The sequence below is a fragment of the Pseudonocardia sp. ICBG601 genome (assembly GCF_020496245.1).
In genome coordinates this window covers 3056806-3080337 of record NZ_JAHLJA010000148.1, presented here as the reverse complement: position 1 = coordinate 3080337, position 23532 = coordinate 3056806, and the positions used below count along the sequence as shown (strand labels likewise).

The 23532-nt window shown below is 73.7% G+C and carries 19 protein-coding genes; 9 read left to right on the top strand and 10 right to left on the bottom strand.

Annotated elements, in window-relative coordinates:
- Window positions 1-45 precede the first annotated feature (45 nt).
- The 4 genes from KPL57_RS44030 to KPL57_RS44015 form a co-directional block, all read right to left on the bottom strand.
- Window positions 46-1212 carry a cell wall metabolism sensor histidine kinase WalK gene (locus KPL57_RS44030; RefSeq protein ID WP_226356311.1) on the bottom strand — a complete coding sequence of 389 codons (1167 nt, stop codon included), beginning with the start codon at window positions 1210-1212 and terminating at the stop codon, window positions 46-48.
- A gap of 4 nt (window positions 1213-1216) precedes the next feature.
- The gene (locus tag KPL57_RS44025; protein WP_062404606.1) at window positions 1217-1894 is read right to left on the bottom strand and encodes a response regulator transcription factor; all 678 of its coding nucleotides are present in this window, start codon (window positions 1892-1894) and stop codon (window positions 1217-1219) included.
- Window positions 1894-3834: a 1-deoxy-D-xylulose-5-phosphate synthase gene (gene dxs, locus KPL57_RS44020; protein ID WP_226356310.1), complete on the bottom strand. Its 1941-nt coding sequence runs from the start codon at window positions 3832-3834 to the stop codon at window positions 1894-1896. Before dxs ends, KPL57_RS44025 begins: the two co-directional genes overlap by 1 nt.
- Before the next feature lie 354 nt (window positions 3835-4188).
- Window positions 4189-4353 carry a hypothetical protein gene (locus KPL57_RS44015; RefSeq protein WP_226356309.1) on the bottom strand — a complete coding sequence of 55 codons (165 nt, stop codon included), beginning with the start codon at window positions 4351-4353 and terminating at the stop codon, window positions 4189-4191.
- A gap of 150 nt (window positions 4354-4503) precedes the next feature.
- Here KPL57_RS44015 and KPL57_RS44010 point away from each other — a divergent pair, with 150 nt between their 5' ends.
- Window positions 4504-5883 carry a diguanylate cyclase gene (locus KPL57_RS44010; protein WP_226356308.1) on the top strand — a complete coding sequence of 460 codons (1380 nt, stop codon included), beginning with the start codon at window positions 4504-4506 and terminating at the stop codon, window positions 5881-5883.
- Window positions 5884-6045: 162 nt separating this feature from the next.
- Here the strand turns inward: KPL57_RS44010 and KPL57_RS70760 are convergent, their stop codons facing one another.
- The 4 genes from KPL57_RS70760 to KPL57_RS43990 all read right to left on the bottom strand — a co-directional run bounded on the left by KPL57_RS70760 (window position 6046) and on the right by KPL57_RS43990 (window position 10210).
- Complete coding sequence (locus KPL57_RS70760; RefSeq protein WP_226356307.1) at window positions 6046-7365, bottom strand: GGDEF domain-containing protein; 1320 nt, start codon at window positions 7363-7365, stop codon at window positions 6046-6048.
- A 199-nt stretch (window positions 7366-7564) separates the two neighbouring features.
- On the bottom strand, window positions 7565-8890 hold the full coding sequence (locus KPL57_RS44000; protein ID WP_226356306.1) for an MFS transporter: 1326 nt from the start codon (window positions 8888-8890) through the stop codon (window positions 7565-7567).
- 293 nt (window positions 8891-9183) lie between these two features.
- Window positions 9184-9780, bottom strand: a complete 597-nt coding sequence (locus KPL57_RS43995; RefSeq protein WP_226356305.1) for a histidine phosphatase family protein — start codon at window positions 9778-9780, stop codon at window positions 9184-9186.
- Window positions 9781-9784: 4 nt separating this feature from the next.
- On the bottom strand, window positions 9785-10210 hold the full coding sequence (locus tag KPL57_RS43990) for an HIT family protein (protein WP_062402348.1): 426 nt from the start codon (window positions 10208-10210) through the stop codon (window positions 9785-9787).
- Between the two features lie 79 nt (window positions 10211-10289).
- Here KPL57_RS43990 and KPL57_RS43985 point away from each other — a divergent pair, with 79 nt between their 5' ends.
- From KPL57_RS43985 to treY, 3 genes are all read left to right on the top strand, one after another.
- Window positions 10290-10757 (top strand): PPOX class F420-dependent oxidoreductase, encoded by a 468-nt coding sequence (locus KPL57_RS43985; protein ID WP_226356304.1) that lies wholly within the window; start codon window positions 10290-10292, stop codon window positions 10755-10757.
- 169 nt (window positions 10758-10926) lie between these two features.
- Window positions 10927-13095 carry a glycogen debranching protein GlgX gene (gene glgX, locus KPL57_RS43980; RefSeq protein WP_226356303.1) on the top strand — a complete coding sequence of 723 codons (2169 nt, stop codon included), beginning with the start codon at window positions 10927-10929 and terminating at the stop codon, window positions 13093-13095.
- Between the two features lie 3 nt (window positions 13096-13098).
- Window positions 13099-15465 carry a malto-oligosyltrehalose synthase gene (gene treY / locus KPL57_RS43975; RefSeq protein WP_226356302.1) on the top strand — a complete coding sequence of 789 codons (2367 nt, stop codon included), beginning with the start codon at window positions 13099-13101 and terminating at the stop codon, window positions 15463-15465.
- Between the two features lie 58 nt (window positions 15466-15523).
- Here the strand turns inward: treY and KPL57_RS43970 are convergent, their stop codons facing one another.
- Complete coding sequence (locus tag KPL57_RS43970; RefSeq protein ID WP_226356301.1) at window positions 15524-15976, bottom strand: DUF5709 domain-containing protein; 453 nt, start codon at window positions 15974-15976, stop codon at window positions 15524-15526.
- 83 nt (window positions 15977-16059) lie between these two features.
- Between KPL57_RS43970 and treZ the strand changes: the two genes are divergently transcribed.
- The 5 genes from treZ (at window position 16060) to KPL57_RS43945 (ending at window position 22263) form a co-directional block, all read left to right on the top strand.
- Entirely contained in the window at window positions 16060-17805 is a 1746-nt protein-coding gene (treZ, locus tag KPL57_RS43965; RefSeq protein WP_226356300.1) for a malto-oligosyltrehalose trehalohydrolase, read from the top strand.
- A 147-nt stretch (window positions 17806-17952) separates the two neighbouring features.
- The gene (locus KPL57_RS43960; protein WP_226356299.1) at window positions 17953-18915 is read left to right on the top strand and encodes a carbohydrate ABC transporter permease; all 963 of its coding nucleotides are present in this window, start codon (window positions 17953-17955) and stop codon (window positions 18913-18915) included.
- A complete protein-coding gene (locus KPL57_RS43955) occupies window positions 18912-19787 on the top strand; it encodes a carbohydrate ABC transporter permease (protein ID WP_226356298.1) in 876 nt (291 codons plus the stop codon). The genes KPL57_RS43960 and KPL57_RS43955 overlap by 4 nt, the downstream gene beginning before the upstream one ends.
- Window positions 19788-19836: 49 nt before the next feature.
- The gene (locus KPL57_RS43950) at window positions 19837-21168 is read left to right on the top strand and encodes an ABC transporter substrate-binding protein (protein WP_226356297.1); all 1332 of its coding nucleotides are present in this window, start codon (window positions 19837-19839) and stop codon (window positions 21166-21168) included.
- Window positions 21169-21183: 15 nt separating this feature from the next.
- Window positions 21184-22263 (top strand): ABC transporter ATP-binding protein, encoded by a 1080-nt coding sequence (locus tag KPL57_RS43945; protein ID WP_226356296.1) that lies wholly within the window; start codon window positions 21184-21186, stop codon window positions 22261-22263.
- A gap of 206 nt (window positions 22264-22469) precedes the next feature.
- Here the strand turns inward: KPL57_RS43945 and KPL57_RS43940 are convergent, their stop codons facing one another.
- Window positions 22470-23456, bottom strand: a complete 987-nt coding sequence (locus tag KPL57_RS43940; protein WP_226356295.1) for a malate dehydrogenase — start codon at window positions 23454-23456, stop codon at window positions 22470-22472.
- Window positions 23457-23532: the final 76 nt, after the last annotated feature.

Below are 23532 nucleotides of genomic sequence, written 5' to 3'. Positions count from 1 at the left end.
CGCTGAGCCGGCCGGGCCTGCTCGGCCCGCGTCCCCTGTGGAGTGTCAGCGCGCGAGGACCGGCGCCCCACCCGAGGGCGCCGGGGCCGTGCTGTCGTCGGGCAGCGCGACGTGCACCGCCAGTCCCCCACCGGGCACCGCCTCGGCGTGCACGGACCCGCCGTGCGCGGTGGCCACCGACCGCACGATCGACAGCCCCAGCCCGGAGCCGCGGGTGTGGGCGGTGCGGGCCACCGGGCCCCGCCGGAACGGCTCGAACAGCTCGGCCACCCTGTCCGGGGCCAGCTCCGGCCCGGACGACGCGACCCGCAGCACGACTCCCGGCTCGGGCGTGCCAGTCCCGCAGCCGACCTCGATCCAGCCGCCGTCGCGGTTGTGCCGCACCGCGTTCTCCAGCAGGTTCGCCACCATCCGGCGCAGCAGCGGCTCGTTGCCCCGGGTCGTCGCGGGCCGCGGGTCGGTGCGCACGACCAGGCCGCGGGCGGCGACGTCCCCGGTCACGGCCGCGAGCTCCGCGGCGACGAGCGCAGCCAGGTCCACCGGCACCCGGTCGGAGCCCGGCATCGCTCCCCCGGCCTCGGTGCGGGCGAGCAGCAGCAGCCCGCTGACCAGCTCGTCGCAGCGGCGGCCCGCCTCCCGGACGACCCCGGCCATCCGGCGCAGCTCCTCGGCGTCGGCGTCGGGGTCCTGGAGCGTCACGTCGATCTCGGTGCGCAGCACCGCGAGCGGGGTGCGCAGCTCGTGCCCGGCGTTGGCGACGAACCGGGACTGCGCGTCGAACGCGGCCTGCAGCCGGTCGAGCATCGCGTCGACGGCCGCGGCCAGCTCGGCGACCTCGCCACGGGCACCGGCGAGCGCGACCCGCTCGTCGAGCGAGCTCGCCGAGAGCCGCGAGGTGGTCTCGACGACCCGGCGCAGCGGGTACAGCACCCGCCCGACCAGCACCCAGGACGTGACCGCCCCGGCCGCGACGACCAGCGGGAACGCGATCAGCCCGGCCCGCAGCACCTCGGCGCGGGCCGCGGCGGCGACCGCGTCGCGGGCGGTCTCGGCGGGCACGGCGACCCCGCCGACGAACACCGTCCCGGGCAGCGCCGGGGTGCCCGCGACCACCGCGCCGACCAGCATCCAGCCGAGCCAGAGCAGCAGCGCGGCGACCGCGGCGACGAGCGCCGTCGCGAGCAGCGTCAGCCGCGGCCGGAGGGCGCCCACGCCGTCACGCCGTGGGGGTCCCGTCGGCGGGCACCCGGTACCCGGCACCGACGACGGTGTCGATCGGCCCGGGCGCGCCGAGCTTCTTGCGCAGGGTCATGACGGTGACCCGCACCGTGGTGGTGAACGGGTCGGCGTTCTCGTCCCAGACGCGTTCGAGCAGCTCCTCCGACGACACCACGGCCCCGCCCGCGGCGAGCAGGACCTCCAGCACGCCGAACTCCTTGCGGGTCAGCTCGACCGGCCGCCCGGAGCGCAGCACGGTGCGCCGGGCCGGGTCCAGCACGACGTCGCCGGCCCGCAGCGTGGGCGGCACCGCCGGGGTCGCCCGACGACCGAGCGCCCGGACCCGGGCGACCAGCTCGGGGAAGTCGAACGGCTTGGCCAGGTAGTCGTCGGCGCCGCGGGACAGGCCCTCGACCTTGTCGGCCGGGGTGCCCGACGCGGTGAGCATCAGCACCCGGGTCAGGCCGCCCGCGGCGACGAGCTCGTCGCACAGGTCGTCGCCGCTGCGGCCGGGCAGGTCCCGGTCGAGGACGGCGACGTCGTAGCGGGTCACCGACAGCTTCTCCGAGCCCTCGTCGCCGTCGTAGGCCACGTCGACGGCCATCCCGTCCCGGCGCAGGCCGCGCACGACGGCGTCGGCCATCGCCGGCTCGTCCTCGACGACGATGACGCGCATCAGCGGGTGCGCTCCCGCCCGGGAACGGCGCACTCGGGGGTCGAGGGGACCGCCGCGGCCGCCCACTCGGTGATCCGGCGGGCCATGTCCTGCTCGGTCAGCCCACAGGTGGCGAGGACGTCGTCGCGGCTGCCGTGCTCCAGGTACTCCTGGGGCAGCGCGAGGTCGCGCTGGCGCACGTCGAGCTCGGCGGCGCGCAGCGCGTCGGACAGCGCGGAGCCGAACCCGCCGTGCGTGCCGCAGTCGGAGACGGTGACCACGAGCTGGTGGTCGGCGGCCAGCGTGAGCAGCTCCCGCGGGACCGGCAGCACCCACCGCGGGTCGACGACGGTCACGTCGACGCCCTGGTCGGCGAGCCGCCGGGCGACGGCGACACCGGACTTCGCGAACGCCCCGACGCAGACGAGCAGCACCTGGGAGCGCCCGTCGGACGGCTCGTGCAGCACGTCGACCCCGGCCGGGCCGTCGAGGCGGCGCAGCGCGGGCACCGAGCCGATCACCGAGCCCTTGGGGTAGCGCAGCGCGGTCGGGCCGTCGGTGACCGCGGTGGCCTCTCGGAACTCCTCGCGCAGGGTCTCCTCGTCGCGCGGGGCGGCGACCCGCATGCCGGGCACGATGCCCAGCAGCGACAGGTCCCACATCCCGTTGTGCGACGGGCCGTCGCTGCCGGTGACGCCGGAGCGGTCCAGCACCAGCGTGACGCGCTCGCGGTGCAGGCCCACGTCCATCAGCAGCTGGTCGAAGCCGCGGTTGAGGAACGTCGAGTACAGCGCGACGACGGGGTGCCGCCCGGCCCGGGCCAGCCCGGCGGCGGTGGTCAGCGCGTGCTGCTCGGCGATCCCGACGTCGACGATGCGGTCCGGGTGGGCGGCCGCGAACGGCGCCAGGCCGGTCGGGCCGAGCATCGCCGCGGTGATCGCGACGACGTCGGTGCGCCGCGACCCGAGCGCCACCATCTCCTCGGCGAACACGTCGGTCCAGCCGGTGACCGGGGTACCGGTGGGCAGACCGGTCTCCGGGTCGAACGCGGCCGGGCTGTGCATCTGCTCGGCCTCGTCGTTCTCCGCGGGCGGGTAGCCGTTGCCCTTGCGGGTGACCGTGTGCACGATGACCGGCCCGCCGAAGCGCTTCGCCCGGCGCAGCGCGGACTCGAGCTGGCCGATGTCGTGGCCGTCGACCGGGCCGAAGTACTTGAGCCCCAGGTCGGAGAACAGCTCCTGCGGGGAGAGCGCGTCCTTCACCCCGGCCTTGAACGCGTGCAGGCCGGCGTAGAGCGCGGGCCCGACGACGGGGGTGCCGCGGACGGTGCGCTTGCCGGCCTCGAGCACCCGCTCGTAGCCGGGCTGCAGCCGCAGCGACGCGAGCCGGTCGGCCAGCCCGCCGATGGTCGGCGAGTAGGAGCGGCCGTTGTCGTTCACGACGACCACGACGTTGCGGTCCTCGCCGGCCGCGATGTTGTTGAGCGCCTCCCAGGCCATGCCGCCGGTCAGCGCCCCGTCGCCGATCACGGCGACGACGTGCCGGTCGACCCCGGTCAGGGCGTGCGCGCGGGCGATCCCGTCAGCCCAGGACAGCGACGACGACGCGTGGCTGGACTCCACGTGGTCGTGCTCGGACTCGGCGCGGCTCGGGTAGCCCGACAGCCCGCCGGTCTTCTTCAGCCGGTCCCAGCCCTCCTGACGGCCGGTCAGCAGCTTGTGCACGTACGCCTGGTGCCCGGTGTCCCAGATCAGGGTGTCCTGCGGGGACTCGAAGACCCGGTGCAGGGCGATGCTCAGCTCCACCACACCCAGGTTGGGCCCCAGGTGACCACCGGTGCGGGACACCGCCTTGATCAGGAACCCACGGATCTCGGCCGCGAGCGAGGTCAGCTCGTCGGGCCCGAGCCCTCGCAGATCGGCCGGGCGCCGGATCGCCGAGAGTCCCCGGTTCGTCGTCACGTACTGCCTCCTCGCCGCCGGCCCTGCTCGGGCGTCCTCCACCACGGAGGACCGGCATCGACTCGTGGTCCCACTCTACGGACCGGTAGCCGAGGCGACCCGATGGCGCTGCCGGGCGCGGCGGGCGTCGTCCGTCACCCGGACGGTGCCCGCCGCGTCCCGTGCTGCGACGCGGTACGTCCACTGTTCTCACCAACCCCAGTTACGCATTGTTGATCTCCTTTCGCACTCGGACCCACAGTTGATCGACACAATGGCCGCGGCACTTACCGCGGACGCGTTCACCAACCCCAGTTGCGCATCGGACACCCCTTTCCTGATCGACATCCCGCACGTCGTGGCGCCGCCGTGACATCACGGGACAGCAATTACCGGCATACCGACATGGTCTCTCACGTATTCACCGGTGCCGCCGCCGAAAAGGGTGACCCGCCGTCGACCGACGAACAAACCAGGGAGCACCATTGCGATATCAACAGTCACCGGGGCGGCCGTACGGCCGACACTCAGCGTGATCACGCCACTCGTCCGAGCAGCTACGACTCGATCACGAAGCCGTATCGATCACTGACGGCGACGAGTGCGGTTAGGATCACGGAGGGGCGGCACGCCGGTCGCTGCTGCGGACGGGCAGGATCGGGTGGGACGACGCCGGCGAGGGAGGGACGTATGGCCCCGGAACCGGTCCGGCTGCACCAGGTCACCCGCTGGCCGATCTGGTCCATCCCGGGACGGCTGCTCGGCCCGGTCCTCGCCGTGGAGCTGCTGGCGGTCTGCCTGGTCCTGGCCGGACTGCTGAACCCGCCCCGGCTCGACCACTCGACGCTGGTGCTGCTCGCCACCCTGACCGTGGCCGGGATCCTGCACACCGAGGTCGTGGCCGGCGTCGAACGCATCCGGCGCTACACCGCCGAGACCCACCACGTGAACCTGACCTCGGTCTGGACCTTCGCCTCGGCCCTGCTGCTGCCACCGGTACTGGGCGCGTTCGTGGTGGTGGTCGTCTACACCCACCTCTACGTCCGGGTGCTGCGGCCGGTGCCGCCCCCGGACCGCAGGCCGGTCTACCGCGAGGTCTACAGCACCGCGACGGTCATCCTGTCCGTGCACGCGGCGGCCGGGGTGCTCGCCGCGACCCGGCCCGGTGAGCTCTACGGCAGCCTGCCCGGCACCGTCGCGCTGCTGCTCGCGCTGCTGACCTACACCGTCGTCAACACCTGCCTGGTGCTCGGCGTGGTCGCGGTGGCCAGCCCGGACACCCGGGTGGTGCGCATCCTGTTCGGCGGCGACGAGCTCACCCTGGAGCTGGCGACCCTCTGCCTGGGGGCGCTGACGGCGGGAGCGCTGGCCGCGAGCGGGCCGTTCGTCGCGCTGCTCGCGGTGCCGCCCATCCTGGCCCTGCACCGCACGATCCTGGTCCGCCAGCTGCGCGAACGGGCCGACACCGACGCCAAGACCGGGCTGCTCAACCACGCGGCCTGGCACCTGCGCGGGACCCACGAGCTGACCCTCGCCGAACGCGAACGGCGGCCCGCGGCGCTGCTGATCCTCGACCTGGACCACTTCAAGGAGATCAACGACACCCACGGCCACCTCTACGGCGACCAGGTCCTCGCCGCCACCGCCCAGGTGCTGCGCGAGGAGCTGCGCGACCACGACCTCGTCGGCCGGTTCGGCGGGGAGGAGTTCGTCGTGCTGCTCCCCCGGCTCTCCGGGAACGACGGGCGCGAGGAGGTCCGCCAGATCGCCGAGCGCCTGCGCAGGCGGATCGCGGGCGACTCCGGCCCGGTGGCACCGCCGGACGGGGTCCCGGCCCAGCGGCTGCCCGCACCGTCCCCGGGCGCCGCCGGGACCGACGGCCGTCCGTCGCCCCGGGCCGGCGCCGGGATCACCGTCTCGATCGGCGGGGCGCTGTTCCCCGACGACGGCCACGCCCTGACCGGCCTGCTCGAGGTCGCCGACTCCGCCCTCTACGCGGCCAAGCGGGCCGGGCGCGACGCCGTGCGGATCGGGCGCCACACCTTCCCCGCCGAGTCCGAGCACGCCTGACGCCCCCGGCCGACTCCCGCTGCCGCCGGGACGGCGCCGGTCGGCCGCCACGGCCCCGGCACCCGCCGCGACCCGCCGTGGCCCGGCTCCCGCCGCGACCCGCCACGGCCAGGCGCCGACCGACCGCCGCGGCCCGGCCGTGGCGGAACCGGTCGCCGCGGGTCAGCGGCCGGGGACGCTCCCGTCGCGCCCGGTCCGGACCTGGTCGCGCCCGGCCCGCTTGGCCGCGTAGAGGGCGTGGTCGGCGACCTGCAGCAGCTCGTCGAGGGACTCGCCGTCGCCGCCGGTCACCGCGACCCCGACCGACACCGACAGGTCGCAGATGGTGATGCCGCCGCCCGGGCCGTCGACGTGCACGGCCAGCGACCGGACGGTCCGCCGGATGCGCTCGGCCGCGTTGTGGGCGAGCTCGCGCCCCTCCGGCCCCACCGGCAGCCCGGCCAGGAGGACGACGAACTCCTCCCCGCCGAAGCGCCCGACCGGGTCGACCTCGCGGACCTGGGCCTTCAGCGTCCCGGCGACGGCGGAGAGCACCTCGTCGCCGGCCAGGTGGCCGTAGCCGTCGTTGACGGCCTTGAAGTGGTCCAGGTCGAGGATCAGCACCGCGACGGCACCGCGCTGGCGCCGCGCCCTAGCGAGCGCCCGGTGCGCCCGGCCCCGCCACGCGACGGCGGTCAGCAGGTTGGTCTTGGCGTCGGTGTTCGCCCGCTCCTCCAGCTGCCGGATCAGCACCGCCCGGTGCAGCACCAGCAGCGGCGGGAGGACCAGCAGCACGAGCAGCACCTGGCGCTGCACGGCGAGCGCGGCCAGTACCGCCAGGCACAGCGTCGCGCCCTCCAGCACGTGGTCGTCCCAGTCCCCCACCAGGCGTCGCCAGTCGGGGCGGTGCGGCGAGGACAGCGCCAGCGCGGTCGCGACGAGCAGCTGGTTGACCAGTCCGTAGACCGCCATGGCCAGCAGCAGCGACAGGTAGCCGACCACCTGGCTCCCGCCGCCGACCCCCGCGGCCGCGGTGAGCGACTCGGACGGGACGAGGACCGAGGCGGCCATCGCGGCGAGCACGACGGTCGCGGTGGTGTAGGCGTGCCGGTACAGCTGCGCCCCGGCGGGGCGCCAGACCCGCCACCACAGGTGGCCGTAGACGGCGACGACCACCAGGCCCGCCACCCCCGGTGGCAACAGCAGCGCGGCGGCGAAGGTCCAGACCGTCGACAGGTCGAAGTAGGAGACGTGTGCGACCCGCCGGCGCACCCGCTCGATGCCGGTCGCCATCTCGGTGTGCACCGCGCCGAGCGCCGCGAGGCCGAGTGCGCCCAGTGCCAGCAGGCCGGTGTCACGGTCCCACGGCAGCCGGGCCACGTCGGTCACGACGAGCACCACGGCGGTGAGCTCGACGAGCACCAGTACGGCGAGCACCCGTGCCGGCAGGCCGCGGAAGGGCCAGCGGGGACGTTCGGGGTCGCCACTCCCGGTCCCGGTCACGAGTACCTACCCGAACGGACGGGACCGATCGGCACATCGCGTTCGTCCGACACCGTCGATGTCACCCGAACGGGTATGATGGTCGTCGATTCGTCACGATGAGTGACAGAAGAGGCGGCGGTGCCGCCATACCGGACGACAGGAGGTGACGTCGTGCGCAACCGAGGCTGGTGAGCACCGGGAACCACGCGTGCCGGGGTCATGCGACCGCCCCCGGACCGGCCGACCGGAGCATCCGGACCGCACCGAGGGCGAGCACGATCCCCACCGCACCGAACACACCGAGCGCCGTCGCGGGAGCGGTCCACTCGGCCAGTATCCCGCCGGCGAAGACCGCGACCCCCTGGGTCGCCACGAGACCCGACGCGGCGACGCCCACGGCGCTCCCGCGGACCGCGCTCGGCGTCGCCCGCGCGAAGCCCGACTGGGCCGCGATCAGGCAGGCCGTGGCGCATGCTCCCGACACCGCCCAGAGTGCGACCGCCTGCCACAGGCCGGCCGCCAGCGGCGTCAGTGCGAGCGGCAGCGCCGCCCCGACGGCCAGCGGCACCAGGCCGCGCTCACGCAGCCGGGCCGGCAGCACGTAGGCGACGACCAGGGCCCCGACCGCGCTGCCCGCCGGGTCGGCCGCCATCAGCAGCCCGGTCGCCGCCGGGCCCGCCCCGATCGCGACGGCGTAGGCCGCCGCCAGCGCCTCGGGCAGCACGAAGATGCCGAGCATCCAGGCCATGAGGGCCAGCGAACGCCGCCGGGGGTGGCCGAACACGACCGGCAGACCGGCCAGCGCCGACCGCCACCAGGCGCCGGACCGGGCCCCCCACCGCGTCGCCGACCCGGGCTCCGACGCGGCCGCGGCCGGCGCGGTCGCCGCCGACGGTCCGGCCGCGACCGCCGCGTGCCGGGACCGGACACCGAGGCCGACGAGAACCGCCGAGCCGACGAACGTCGCGGCGTCGACCAGCAGGGCGCCGCGCGGGGTCAGCGTCGCGACGAGCAGACCGCCCCCCGCGAAGCCCGCCACCTGCGCCACCTGCACCGAGACCTGACGCAGCGCCAGGCCACGGGCGAGCAGGTCCCCGGACAGCAGGTCGGGCAGCAGGGCCGAGCGGGCCGCGGTGTGCGGGCCGCCCAGCAGGACGACCAGCACCAGCAGCGCCCCCAGGACCGGCAGCCCGGGACCGGGCACGGCCATGGCGACGACGAGACCGGCCCGGACCAGGTCGGTCCCGATCAGCAGCCGGCGACGCGGCCACCGGTCGGCGAAGTGGCCGAGCAGCAGCCCACCGAGCAGGGCGGGCAGGAAGGTCAGCGCGTAGACCCCCGCCGACCACGCCACCGAGCCGGTCTCGCTCAGGACCAGGACGGTCAGCGCGACCCGCGCGACCTGGTCGCCGGCGACCGACAGGACCTCCGCGGTCCACAGCGCGCGGAAGTCCGGGACGGAGAAGGGGCCGCGGACGCCGGCGGCGGGATCGGGGTCGCGAGGCTCGTCGTCTCCCGTCCCGGAGCCGCCGCGCTCGACCATCGGCGTGGGGTCCCTTCGGAGTCCGGCGTGGGCGGCCCGCTGCGGACCCGGCACCCGACCTCGGCGCGGGGGCCTACAACCTCGGCGTCGGCGGCGGGCAGGAGTTCCCGTCGAGCCTAGGTACACCCCGCCCGGTCGTCGCCCCGGATGATCCGCGTGAAGCCGGGCGGCGCAACGACGGCGGCGAACGGCGTATGAGCGGCGTCACAGGCCCGTCACGTGCGTCGCCATCGACGGCAAACGGTCGACGGCAAGCGGTCGACGTGACCGTCCCGCAACGGTCCGCTCCGGCATCAGAGCAGGTCCACGACGTGGGCCGTCTCGTTCACCGTCCGGACCTTGCGCATCCCGTCACGGGCGCACACCACCCGCGAGATCCCGACGTAGTCCAGCGGGAACGGCAGGTCCCGGCCGATGCCCAGCACCTCGGCGAGGTAGGCGTTGACCACGCCCGCGTGCGCGACGACGACCACCGTCGCCCGCCCCGGGTGCGCCGCGACGACCTCCTCGATCCCGGCGCACACCCGGGCCCGGAACGCGGCGCCGTCGACGTGCTCGGGCAGGTGCCCGGCCCGCATCCGCTCCCAGGCCGCCGGGTCGGCCTGCGCCATCCGGGCGACCGGGACGTAGAGCGAGCGTTCGGCGTCGTACTCGCGCAGGTCGGCGCGGGTGTGCGGGATGAGACCGCGCTCGCGTGCGAGCGGCTCGGCGGTCTGGACCGCGCGGAGCATCGTGCTGGTGTGCAGCGCGTCGACCGGGGTGCCGGCCAGCGCGTCGACCAGCCGGGCGGCCTGGTCCCGGCCCTGCGGCGCGAGGCCCGGGTCGGCGTGGGTGCCGTCGTCGTGCTCGACGGCCTCGGGCAGCGCGTGCCGGACGAGCAGCAGGTGCACCCGCTCAGCCCGGGACGTGCGCGTCGTGCCCGGCGGCCCGCAGCGCCGTGCGCAGGGCCTCGGCGTGCCCGTCCTGCTCGGCGCCGTCGACGGTGGCGGCCGCGTTCGCGAAGTCGAAGGCCCGCATGTCCCAGGCCGGGAACACGTGGACGTGCAGGTGGGGCACCTCGAACCCGGCGACCAGCAGACCGACCCGGGGCGGCGACCAGATCTCGCGCACCGCGAGCCCGACGGTCCGCGACACCTCGGTGAGGTGGGCGACGAGCCCGGCGTCGGCGTCGACCCACTGGTCGATCTCCGCGCGCGGCACGACGAGGGTGTGCCCCGGGCCGAGCGGGTTGATCGACAGGAACCCGACGCACTGCTCGTCGGCCCAGACGAACCGGCCCGGGATCTCGCCGTTGATGATCTTCGTGAAGACGGTGGCCACGGATCCGGACCCTAGTGGCCCGCGGCGCGGGGTGAGGAACGGCGGGCGCGGGGCCCCCGGCCACCCTAGGATTTCGGGCATGCCCCGCACCATCGCCCGCAGTGACCGCGTCGACCGGGACGAGCTGCTCGAGTTCGTCCGTCCCCGGCACCACATGGTGCTGATGACCACCCGTTCCGACGGCGGCGTGCAGGCCTCCCCGGTCACCGGCGGCGTCGACGACGACGGGCGCATCGTGATCGCCACCTACCCCGAGCGCGCCAAGTCGGCCAACGTCGCGAAGGCCGGCCGGGCCGCGGTCGTGGTGCTGAGCGAGGAGTTCGACGGCGCCTGGGTGCAGGTCGAGGGCGACGCCGAGCTCATCACGCTGCCGGACGCGCTCGAGCCGCTGGTCGACTACTTCCGCGCCATCTCCGGCGAGCACCCGGACTGGGACGAGTACCGCCGCGCCATGTCCGACCAGGGGAAGGCCCTGATCCGCATCACCCCGGCCCGGTGGAGCCCGGTCGCCACCGGCGGCTTCCCCGCCCGGCTCGCCGACTCCTGACCGTACCTGGGACGATCGACCGCCCCCGTCCGCAGCTGCTGCGGACGCGGAGGTGATGTGGCGTGGACCGCCGACGGTCCCGCCCACCATGCGGCAACGGTGCCCGCCCGACACAGTGTGAGCGCGCCCGCGGCCTGCGGCCGGGGCGCGCGACGAGAGGACGCAGACCATGCAGGCCTGGCCCGGGCACGCCTATCCGCTGGGTGCCAGCTACGACGGCACCGGCACCAACTTCGCACTGTTCTCCGAGGTCGCCGAGGGCGTGGAGCTGTGCCTGTTCTCCCCCGACCCCGGCGCCCCCGGCGGTCTCGCCGAGACCCGGGTGCCGCTGACCGAGGTCGACGGCTTCGTCTGGCACGGCTACCTGCCCGGCATCGAGCCCGGCCAGCGCTACGGCTACCGGGTGCACGGACCGTACGACCCGGCCCAGGGCCTGCGCTGCAACCCGAACAAGCTGGTCATCGACCCCTACGCCAAGGCCCTCGACGGCCCGGTCGACTGGGACGAGGCCGTGTTCGGCTACAAGTTCGGGGACCCGGACTCGCGCAACGACACCGACTCCGCGCCGCACGTGCCGAAGTCGGTCGTCGTGAACCCGTACTTCGACTGGGGCTCGGACCGTCCGCCGAAGATCCCCTACAACGAGACCGTCGTCTACGAGGCGCACGTGCGGGGGCTGACCATCCAGCACCCCGACGTCGAGGAGGAGCTGCGTGGCACCTACTCCGGCGTCGCGCACCCGGCGATGATCGAGCACTACAAGCGGCTCGGGATCACCGCCGTCGAGCTGATGCCGGTGCACGAGTTCGTGCAGGACCACCACCTCACCGAGAAGGGCCTGTCGAACTACTGGGGCTACAACACCATCGGCTTCCTGGCCCCGCACCACGCCTACTCGGCCGGTTCCATCCGGTCCGGCACCCAGGTCGCGGAGTTCAAGGCGATGGTGCGCGACCTGCACGACGCGGGCATCGAGGTCATCCTCGACGTGGTCTACAACCACACCGCCGAGGGCTCGGACATGGGCCCGACGCTGTCCATGCGCGGCATCGACAACCACGCCTACTACCGGCTGGTCGACGACGACGCCCGCTACTACATGGACTACACGGGCACCGGGAACTCGCTCAACGTCCGCAACCCGCACACCCTGCAGCTGATCATGGACTCGCTGCGGTACTGGGTCACCGAGATGCACGTCGACGGCTTCCGGTTCGACCTCGCCTCCACCCTGGCGCGGGAGTTCTACGACGTCGACCGGCTCTCGACCTTCTTCGACCTCGTCCAGCAGGACCCGGTGATCTCGCAGGTCAAGCTGATCGCCGAGCCGTGGGACGTCGGCCCCGGCGGCTACCAGGTCGGCAACTTCCCGCCGCTGTGGACCGAGTGGAACGGCAAGTACCGCGACACCGTCCGCGACTTCTGGCGCGGCGAGGCGGGCACCCTCGGCGAGTTCGCGTCCCGGATCACCGGCAGCTCGGACCTCTACCAGGGCGACGGCCGGCGCCCGTACGCCTCGATCAACTTCGTGACCGCGCACGACGGCTTCACCCTGGCCGACCTCGTGTCCTACAACGAGAAGCGCAACGAGGCCAACGGCGAGGACGGCAACGACGGCGAGAGCCACAACCGGTCCTGGAACTGCGGCGTCGAGGGCCCCACCGACGACGAGACGGTGCTGGAGCTGCGGGCCCGCCAGCAGCGCAACTTCCTGGCGACGCTGCTGCTGTCCCAGGGCACCCCGATGCTGCTGCACGGCGACGAGGCCGGACGCACCCAGGGCGGCAACAACAACGTCTACTGCCAGGACAACGAGATCGCCTGGCAGGACTGGGAGCTGGCCGGCAAGCACGACGCGCTGACCACCTTCACCGCGGGCGTCGCCGCGCTGCGGCACGCGCACCCGGTGTTCCGCCGCCGCCGGTTCTTCGCCGGCCGCCCGATCGGCCGGTCCTCCACCAGCGAGGACGTCGCCGACATCGGCTGGTTCACCCCGGCCGGCCGGGAGATGACCGAGGAGGACTGGGACAACGACCTGGGCCGCTCGGTCGTCGTGTTCCTCAACGGCGGCCAGATCGCCGACGTCGACCAGCGCGGGCAGCGGATCGTCGACGACTCGTTCCTGCTCTGCTTCAACTCCTACTGGGAGGACATCGACACCACACTGCCGCCCGCCGAGTTCGGGCAGGCGTGGGAGATCGTCGTCGACACCCACGCCGGCGAGGTGCACCCGCCGAACGCCGCCGGCGTCACCGGGACCGACCTCGACCCGGTGTCCGCGGGCTCGGTGCTGACGCTGCCCGCCCGTTCCCTGCTCGTCCTGCGATCGAAGGGCTGAGGCGTGACGCGCCTTCCGGGATCGACCTACCGGCTGCAGCTGTCGGCGGAGCAGACCTTCGCCGACGCGGCCGCGCTCACCGGCTACCTGGACCGGCTGGGGATCGGGGCGCTCTACGCCTCCCCCCTGCTGGAGTCCACGGCCGGGTCCACCCACGGCTACGACGTGACCGACCCGACCCGGGTGTCGGGTGAGCGCGGTGGTGAGCAGGGGCTGCGGTCGCTGCTCGCGACGCTGCGCGAGCACGGGCTGACGATGCTGATCGACATCGTCCCCAACCACGTCGGCGTCGCGAAGCCCGCGGAGAACCCGTGGTGGTGGGACGTGCTCACGCACGGCGAGGCGTCGCGGTGGGCGGGACACTTCGACGTCGACTGGGGCGCCGGGCCGATCCTGCTGCCGGTGCTCGACGCTGACGAGGAGAAGGCGCTCACCGAGCTGTCGGTGACCGACGGCGAGCTCCGCTACTACGAGCACCGCTTCCCGCTCGCGCCCGGGACCGGCGAGGGCACCGCGCAGGAGGTGCACGACCGCCAGCACTACCGGCTCGTGTCCTGGCGGCGCGGCGCCGCAGAGCTGACCTACCGGCGGTTCTTCGACGTCAGCGACCTCGCCGCGGTCCGGGTCGAGGACCCGGCGGTGTTCGCCGACGCCCACCGCACGGTGCTCGACATCGTGCGCTCCGACGACACCGTCGTCGGGCTGCGGGTGGACCACCCGGACGGCCTGTCCGACCCGGGCGGCTACGCCCGCCGGCTGCGCGCCGAGCTCGGCCCGGGCCGGTGGCTGCTCGTCGAGAAGATCCTCGGGGTCGGCGAGGAGCTCCCGATCTCCTGGCCGGTCGACGGCACCACCGGCTACGAGGCACTGCGCGAGGTCTGCGGGGTGCTCGTCGACCCGGACGGGGCGGGGCTGCTCACCCAGTTCGCCGCCGAGCACACCGGGGAGAAGCGCTCCGCGCACGCCGTCGAGGACGACGGCCGCCACCTCGTCGTCCGGGAGATCCTGGTCGCGGAGGTGCGCCGGATCGCCGACGCCTTCCGCGCGGGACCCGGCGCCGACTCCGGCACCACCGGGCTCGACCTGGCCGACGTCGCCGCCGAGGACCTGCACGACGCGGTCGCCGAGCTGCTGTGCGGGTTCCCGGTCTACCGCTCCTACCTCACCCCGGAGATCACGGAGGGCCGGGCGGCCGCCGACACCGCGGTCGCGGTGGCGCGCACCCGCCGCCCCGACCTGGCCGCGGTCCTGGGGGCGCTGCACTCCGGGCTGGTCCGCGAGCCCGGGTCGGACTACGCGACCCGGCTGCAGCAGACCTCCGGGATGGTCACCGCGAAGGGCGTCGAGGACACCGCCTTCTACCGGTACAACCGGCTCGTCGCGCTGAACGAGGTCGGGGGCGACCCGGCCCGGTTCGGGGTGACGCCCGAGGAGTTCCACACCGGGCTCGCCCGCCGGGAGGCCGGGCGGTCGCGCACCATGACCTCGCTGTCCACGCACGACACGAAGCGCTCGGAGGACGTCCGGGCGCGGCTCGCCGTGCTCGCCGAGCGTCCCGCGTCGTGGGCGGCGAAGGTCCGCGAGTGGTCGGTGCGCCACCCGCTGCCGGACCGGTCGCTGGAGCTGCTGGCCTGGCAGTCGCTGGTCGGGGCGTGGCCGATCCCGGCCGACCGGCTCGCGGGCTACCTCGGCAAGGCCTCCAAGGAGGCCAAGCTGGTGACCTCGCACATCGACGCCGTCGCCGAGGTCGACGAGGCGATCGCGGCCTGGCCGGAGCAGGTGCTCGCCGACACCGAGCTCGTCGCCGAGATCGAGACGTTCGTCGCGGAGATCGCCGAGCCCGGCTGGTCGAACTCGCTGGCCCAGAAGCTCCTGCAGATGGCCGGGCCCGGTGTGCCGGACGTGTACCAGGGCACCGAGCTGTTCGAGTACTCGCTGGTCGACCCGGACAACCGGCGCCCGGTCGACTGGGACGCCCGGCGCGCGATCCTGGAGCGTCTCGACGCCGGCGAGCAGCCACCGGTCGACGGAGGCGGTGCGGCGAAGCTGCTGGTCACCTCGGCGACGGCGCGGCTGCGGCGGTTCCGCCCGGAGCTGTTCAGCGGCTACGGCCGGGTCGACGCCCAGGGCACCGCGGCGGAGCACGCCGTCGCGTTCTCCCGCGGCGGGGGCGCGCTCGTCGCCGTCGCGACCCGGCTGCCCGAGGGGCTGGCCCGCCGCGGCGGGTGGGGCGACACCCGGCTGCCGCTGCCCGGCGGCTTCGACGACTGGCACGACATGATCGGGAACCGCCCGGTGGACGGTCCCGCGCCCGCCCTGTCGGACCTGCTCTCGCGCTACCCGGTCGCGCTGCTGGTGCGCCCGGCCTGACCTGCGGTCACCGTGCCCCGGCCGCCGACGGCGACCGGGGCACGCGCGTGTGCGGGGCTCAGGGCTCCTCGACGACGTGCACCGCGGCCTCCTCGGCCGAGGCACCGGCGCCGTCGATGCCGGCGTCGCCCGCGACGAGATCCTTCTCGCCGCCGTCGCTGCCGTCGAAGGACGCGTCGTCGATGGTGAGCCGGCCCGCCCGGGCGTCGCCGACCTCGTCGTCGCGCAGCTCGCCGTCGGTGCCGGGGGCGTCGCCGAGGTACTCCCCCGTCGCGTCGTCGACGTCACGGTCCGGGCGCTCGGGGGCCGCGGGGTCGGTGGTGTTCCACGGGTCGGGGACCTCGTCGGCCAGCCGCTCGTCGAGGCTCTCGTCGTCGCGGGCGTTCCAGGGCCGCTCGGGCGGCGAGTAGCCCTCGTCGAGCACGTCGGCCACGCCGCCGTACTCCAGGGTGTCCTCGGGCTGGAGCTGCGCGTCCTGGTCGAGGTCGTCGCCTGCGTCGGGGTCGCTCATCGGGGCAGCCTAGCGGCGCGTGACCCGGCCCACCCCCCGCCGGGCGCGCGCGGACCCCACCGGGTGCGGAAGGATCGTCGTCCGTGACGGAGTTCGCCGTGTGGGCCCCCGACAGGAACCGCGTCAGCGTGCTGGTGGGTGAGCAGCGGATCGCGCTCGACCCCGCCCCGGGGGGCTGGTGGCACACGGACCAGCCCGACCACGGGCACGGGACCGACTACGCGTTCCTGCTCGACGACGACGCCACGCCGCTGCCCGACCCCCGCTCCCGCTGGCAGCCGAAGGGGGTGCACGAGCGCTCCCGCGTCTACGACCACGACGCGTTCTGGTGGACCGACGAGACCTGGACCGGCCGGGCGCTGGCCGGGTCGGTGCTCTACGAGTGCCACATCGGCACCTTCACCGACGGCGGCACGTTCGACACGGCGATCGGCCGGCTCGACCACCTGGTGTCCCTCGGGATCGACCTGGTCGAGGTGCTGCCGGTCAACGCCGTCGACGGCCCGGTGAACTGGGGCTACGACGGCGTCGGCTGGTACGCCGTCACCGAGAACTACGGCGGCCCGGACGCCTTCAAGCGCTTCGTCGACGCCTGCCACGCCCGCGGCCTGGGCGTGGTGCTCGACGTCGTCTACAACCACCTCGGCCCGTCCGGGGCCTACCTCGACCGGTTCGGCCCGTACTTCGCCGGCTCCAACATCTGGGGCCCGTCGCTGAACCTCGACGCCGCGGGCTCCGACGAGGTCCGCCGCTACATGATCGACAACGCGCTGATGTGGCTGCGCGACTTCCACGTCGACGGGCTGCGCATCGACGCCGTCCACGCGCTGCGCGACACCCGGGCCCAGCACGTGCTGGAGCAGCTCGCCGTCGAGGTGACCGCGCTGGAGGCACACGTCGGCCGCCCGCTGTCGCTGATCGCCGAGTCCGACCTCAACGACCCGAGGATGATCACCGCCCGGGAGGGCGGCGGGCACGGCCTCGACGCCCAGTGGGCCGACGACGTCCACCACTGCCTGCACACCGTGCTCACCGGCGAGTCCCAGGGCTACTACGGCGACTTCGCCGAGGCGGGCCTCGACGGGCTCGCGCACGTGCTCACCCGCGGGTTCCTGCACGAGGGCACCTGGTCGTCGTTCCGGCGGCGCAGCCACGGCGCCCCGATCGACACCGCCCGCATCCCCGGCTCGCGGCTGGTCACCTACCTGCAGAACCACGACCAGATCGGCAACCGCGCCACCGGCGACCGGCTGACCCACACGCTGTCCCCCGGCCTGCTGGCCTGCGGCGCGGCGCTGCTGTTCACCTCCGGGTTCACCCCGATGCTGTTCATGGGCGAGGAGTGGGGCGCGCGGACGCCGTGGCAGTTCTTCTCCCGCTTCGGCGACCCGGGCCTGCAGAAGGCCGTCCGCGACGGCCGTCGCGCCGAGTTCGCCGACCACGGCTGGGACGACGCCGCCGAGGTGCCCGACCCGAACGCCGAGTCCACCTTCACCGACTCCCGGCTCGACTGGTCCGAGCCCGAGCAGGAGCCGCACGCGACGCTGCTGCGGATGCACCGCGAGCTCATCGCGCTGCGCCGCGCCTGGCCGGAGCTGTCGGACCCGTGGCTGGACCGGATCGGCGTCGACGTCCACGAGCAGGCGCGCACGCTCGTCGTCGCCCGCGGGCGGATGCGGGTGGTGGTGAACCTCGGCCCGGAGCCGGTGACGCTGTCGCTCGGGTCGGAGATCACCCGGATCCTGCTGGCGTCCGAGCCGACGACGAGTGACGGCTCCTCGTTCACCGTTCCGGCGGAGGCATTCGCCATCTGCCGCGTGGCGGAGTAGCGAGAGCCTCTCGCGTCACCCGTCCGAGTGCCGTCGTTCACCTGTTCGCCGGACACGTGACACGGCCGGGCCACACGAGACTGCGAGGGTCTGCGAGGTCGCGACGGTGCGATCCCGCGTTCGCCCCTGCGACAGACGTGAGGTCACGTGACGTCCACCCCCACCCGGTCCGCCTCGACGCCGACGGCGCCGGGTACGACCTCGCACCCTCCGCCGCGGCGACGGCGACGCTTCACCGCCCGGGACCGGCACGACTTCTGGGTGTTCCTCGCCCTGGTGCTGCCCAACGCCGCGCTGATCGTCGCCTTCGCCTACCGCCCGGTCATCGAGAACGTCCGGTACTCGCTGCTGAACTGGACCCTCGGGTCACCGTCGGCGACGTTCGTGGGGCTCGGGAACTACGTCGCGTTCCTGACCTCGCCGTCGTCGGCGGAGATCGTGTGGACGACGCTGGTGTTCACCGTCGTGACCGTCGGTGGGTCGATGGTGCTGGGCCTGCTGATCGCGCTGGCGCTCAACCGGCGGGTGCCGGGGACCGGCGTCGCGCGGGCCGCGGTGTTCTCCCCCTACGTGCTGTCCGGGGTCGGTGTCGGGCTGGTGTGGCTGTTCGTGTTCGACCCGTCGATCGGGGTGCTCGGCGCGGTCGTCCGGGCCTTCGGCGGGACCGCACCGGACTTCTTCAACGACCCGTCGATGTCGCTGGCGATGATCTGCATCGTCTACGTCTGGAAGAACATGGGCTACGCCGCGGTGATCTACCTGGCGGGCCTGCAGTCGATCCCGAAGGACCTGCTGGAGGCCGCAGCCCTGGACGGGGCGTCGTCGACGCGGACGTTCTTCCGGGTGGTGCTGCCGCTGCTCTCGCCGGTCACGTTCTTCCTGGTCGTCACCAGCGCGCTGAACTCGCTGCAGGCCTTCGACCTGATCCGGATCATGACCCCGCTCGGGCAGGGCACGACCACGCTGATCTACGAGGCCTACCTGCAGGCGTTCGGGTCGAGCAACCGGGCCGGCTACTCGGCGGCGGTGTCGACGATCCTGTTCGTGGTGCTGGTGGTCTTCACCCTGGTCCAGCTGCGGTGGATGGAGCGGCGGGTGCACTACGCATGACCACCACCGCTCCGGAGCCCCGGTCGTCCCGCGCGCTGTCGCCGCGGGCCCTGTTCGAGGTCGTGACCAGCGCCTACGTCCCGCTGCTGGTGGCCGTGCTCGTCGTGCTGTTCCCGCTGCTGTGGATGACGCTGTCGTCGTTCAAGCCGCTGACCGAGATCATCACCCAGACCCCGGCGCTGCTGCCCGCCGCGCCGACGACGGAGAACTACTCCACCGTCGCCGAGCGCCTGCCGTTCGCCCGGGTGTTCCTCAACTCGGTGCTGGTCACCGCGGTCGGTGCCGCGCTCAAGGTGGCGCTGGCCGTGTTCACCGCCTACGGGCTGGTGTTCGTCCGTTTCCCGTTCAAGAACTGGATCTTCGCCGGGCTGCTGGTGACGCTGATGGTGCCGCCGCAGGTGGCACTGCTGCCGAACTACACGCTGATCACCGCGCTCGGCGGCGCGGACACCTACTGGGGCATCATCCTGCCCGGTCTCGGGACGGCGTTCGGCACGTTCCTGCTGCGCCAGCACTTCCGCACGCTGCCGCCGAGCCTGCTCGAGGCCGCGGAGCTCGACGGCGCCGGGCACTGGCGCCGGCTCACCCGGGTCGTCCTGCCGGTGTCCGCGCCGACCGTCGCCACCGTCGCGCTGATCACCATCGTCTACGAGTGGAACGACTACCTCTGGCCGCTCGTGATCATCTCGAAGCCGGAGATGATGACGCTGCCGGTCGGGCTCACCCTGCTGGCCAACGTGGACAACCGGGCCGCGGCCTACGGCCAGCTCATGGCCGGGTCGGTCGCCGTCATCGTACCGGTCCTGATCGTCTTCATCGCGCTCCAGCGCCACATCATCGCCGGGCTGACCCAGGGTGCGGTCAAGGACTGAGACCGCTCCCCGCTCCTCCTCCCCTCACCCCGAAAGGACGCCAGCTGCCATGCATCTCGACCGTCGCGGATTCCTGAAGTTCGCCGGCATCACCGGCGCCGCCGCGGCGCTGGCCGCCTGCGGTGGCCCCTCCACCAGCGGCGGCGGGCCCGCCGCCGTCCCGGAGGTCGACTACTCCGGCGTGCAGCCGGCGAAGGAGATCACCTGGTGGACGAACAACCCGGGTAGCTCGGAGAAGGTGTCGCGCCAGATCATCGACGCCTACCAGCGGGCCAACCCGGGCACCAAGGTCAACCTGGTGACCGCGGGCGCGAACTACGAGGAGATCGCGCAGCGCTTCCAGACCGCGCAGGCCGGCGGCGGCTCCCAGCTGCCCGACCTCGTCGTGCTCTCCGACGTCTGGTGGTTCCGCTACTACATGCAGCGCTCCATCGTGCCGATGGACCCGCTGATCGCCGCGACCGGCATCGACACCGCCGACTACCGGCAGCAGCTGATCGAGGACTACCGCTACGACGGCAAGCTCTGGGCGCTGCCCTGGGCCCGTTCGACGCCGATCTTCTACTACAACAAGGCGCACTGGCAGAAGGCCGGTCTGCCCGACCGCGCGCCCGCGACCTGGGCCGAGATGGCCGAGTGGGGGCCGAAGCTGCAGGCCGCGGGCACCGGCGCGCAGAAGGCGTACCAGCTCCCCGCCCTGGCCGACTACGCCGGCTGGTCGTTCCAGAACAACCTCTGGGGCGAGGGCGGTGCCTGGTCGAACGAGTGGGACGTCACCTGCGACTCCCCCGAGGCGGTCCGCGCGGTCTCGGCCCTGCAGAACGCGGTGACCTCGGGCTGGGCCGGCGTCGCCGCCACCGACGGCACCACCGACCTGGGTGCCGGGGCGGTGTCGGCGACGGTCGGCTCCACCGGCTCGCTGGTCACCGTGCTCGACGCGGCCCGGTTCGACGTCGGCGCCGGATTCCTGCCCGCGGGCCCGGTCGCCGGGCCGGTGTGCCCGACCGGCGGCGCGGGGCTCGGGATCCCGGCCGGGGTCCCGCCGGAGCGCCAGCTCGCCGCGGCGGCGTTCGCGAAGTTCCTGACCAGCCCGGAGAACACGGTGCTGTTCTCCCAGGCCACCGGCTACCTCCCGATCCGCACCTCGGCGGACACCGGGCCGCTGCTCGCCCAGACCCCGCTGCGCAAGGTCGCGATCGACCAGCTCGACCGGACCCGCACCCAGGACCGGGCGCGCGCGTTCTTCCCGGGCGCCGACCAGGAGATCGCGCGGACCTGTGCCAACATCCTCAACCAGCGGGCCGACGTGCAGGGCGAGCTCACCACCCTCAAGGGCACGCTGACCCGGATCTTCGACACCGACGTGAAGCCCAACATCTGATGGCGGGACGCTGACATGGCAACGGTCACCTACGACTCGGCGACGCGGATCTACCCCGGGTCGGACACCCCCGCCGTCGACGGGCTGGACCTGGAGATCGCCGACGGCGAGTTCCTCGTGCTCGTCGGGCCGTCCGGCTGCGGGAAGTCGACGTCGCTGCGGATGCTCGCGGGCCTGGAGGACGTCGACGCCGGCGCCATCCGGATCGGCGACCGCGACGTCACCGACGTCCGGCCCAAGGACCGCGACATCGCGATGGTGTTCCAGAACTACGCGCTCTACCCGCACATGACGGTCGCCGCGAACATGGGCTTCGCGCTGACCAACGCGGGCCGCCCGAAGGACGAGATCGCCCGCCGCGTCGCCGAGGCGGCGACGATCCTCGACCTGGAGGGGCTGCTGGACCGCAAGCCGCGTGCCCTGTCGGGCGGGCAGCGTCAGCGGGTCGCGATGGGCCGCGCGATCGTGCGCGAGCCCGCCGTGTTCTGCATGGACGAGCCGCTGTCCAACCTGGACGCGAAGCTGCGGGTGTCCACCCGCACCCAGATCGCGTCGCTGCAGCGGCGCCTGGGTGTCACCACCGTCTACGTCACCCACGACCAGGTGGAGGCGATGACGATGGGCGACCGCGTCGCGGTGCTCTCGGGCGGGGTGCTGCAGCAGTGCGCCACCCCGCGCGAGCTCTACGAGCGGCCGGTGAACGCCTTCGTCGCCGGGTTCGTGGGGTCGCCGGCGATGAACCTGGTGACGGTGCCGGTGGACGGCTCCGGGCAGGTCGCCCTGGGTGGGGCACAGATCGCGGTGCCGGCCTCGTCGTCGGGCACGGTCACGGTCGGGATCCGGCCGGAGGACCTGCGCCCGGCCGGTGCCGGGGACGGGCTGGAGGTGACCGTCGACGTCGTCGAGGAGCTGGGGGCCGACGCCTACGTCTACGGCACCCTCACCGAGGACGCGGGACACGACGGGGCCGGGACGACGCTGGTCGCCCGGGTCGACGCGCGCACCCCGCCGGAGCGCGGGACCCGGCTGCGGCTGGTCCCCGACCCGGACCGCACCCACCTGTTCGACGGCGGCACCGGCGCCCGCCTGGGGTGACCCGCCCGCGGTGCCGCCGCCCGCGCACTGATCCGCAGCCCGCGCGCTGATCCGCTGTCCGCGCGCAGATCCGCTCGGCGCGCGTGTCCGGACGCGCGCGCGGCGCGGATCAGCGCGCGGATCGGCGATCACCGGGGAGCGGCTCCGGACGCACCGCGGCCCCGCACCCGTGACGGGGGCGGGGCCGCGGTCCGTGTGCGGTCGGCTCAGATGAGGCCGAGCTTGGCGACGGTGTCGCGCTCCTCGACCAGCTCCGCGACGCTCGCGTCGATCTTCCCGCGGGAGAACTCGTCGATCTCCAGGCCCTGGACGATCTTCCACTCGCCGTTCTCGGAGGTGACCGGGAACGAGGAGATGATGCCCTCGGGGACGCCGTAGGAGCCGTCCGACGGGATCGCGGCGGAGGTCCAGTCGCCGGCCGGGGTACCGTTGACCCAGTCGTAGACGTGATCGATGGCGGCGTTCGCGGCCGACGCGGCCGAGGACGCGCCCCGGGCCTCGATGATCGCGGCACCGCGCTTGGCGACGGTCGGGATGAAGTCGTTCTCCAGCCACTCCCGCTCGACCTGCTCGGCGGCGATCTTGCCGCCGACCTCGGCGTGGAAGAGGTCCGGGTACTGGGTGGCCGAGTGGTTGCCCCAGATCGTGAGCTTGCTGATCTCGTCGAGGCCGACGCCGAGCTTCTTCGACAGCTGCGCCAGCGCGCGGTTGTGGTCGAGGCGGGTCATCGCGGTGAACCGCTCGGCCGGGACGTCGGGCGCGGAGGCCTGGGCGATCAGGGCGTTGGTGTTGGCCGGGTTGCCGACGACCAGGACGCGCACGTCGTCCGCGGCACCGGCGTTGATCGCCTTGCCCTGCGGGCCGAAGATGCCGCCGTTGGCCTCGAGCAGGTCGCCCCGCTCCATGCCCTTGCTGCGGGGACGGGCGCCGACGAGCAGCGCGACGTTGGTGCCGGAGAACGCGGCGTTCGCGTCGTCGAAGATGTCGATGCCGCGCAGCAGCGGGAACGCGCAGTCGTCGAGCTCCATCGCGGTGCCCTCGGCGGCCTTCACGGCCTGCGGGATCTCCAGCAGGTTCAGCTTGACCGGGGTGTCGGGCCCCAGCAGCTGCCCGGAGGCGATCCGGAAGAGCAGCGCGTAACCGATCTGGCCAGCGGCTCCGGTGACGGTAACGGTAACGGGGGTAGCAGACACGCCACGGACCCTAGCCCTGATCGCGCCTGCGTACCGCGACGGGGAGCACACCCACCGCCACGCGTGGCGGGAACCA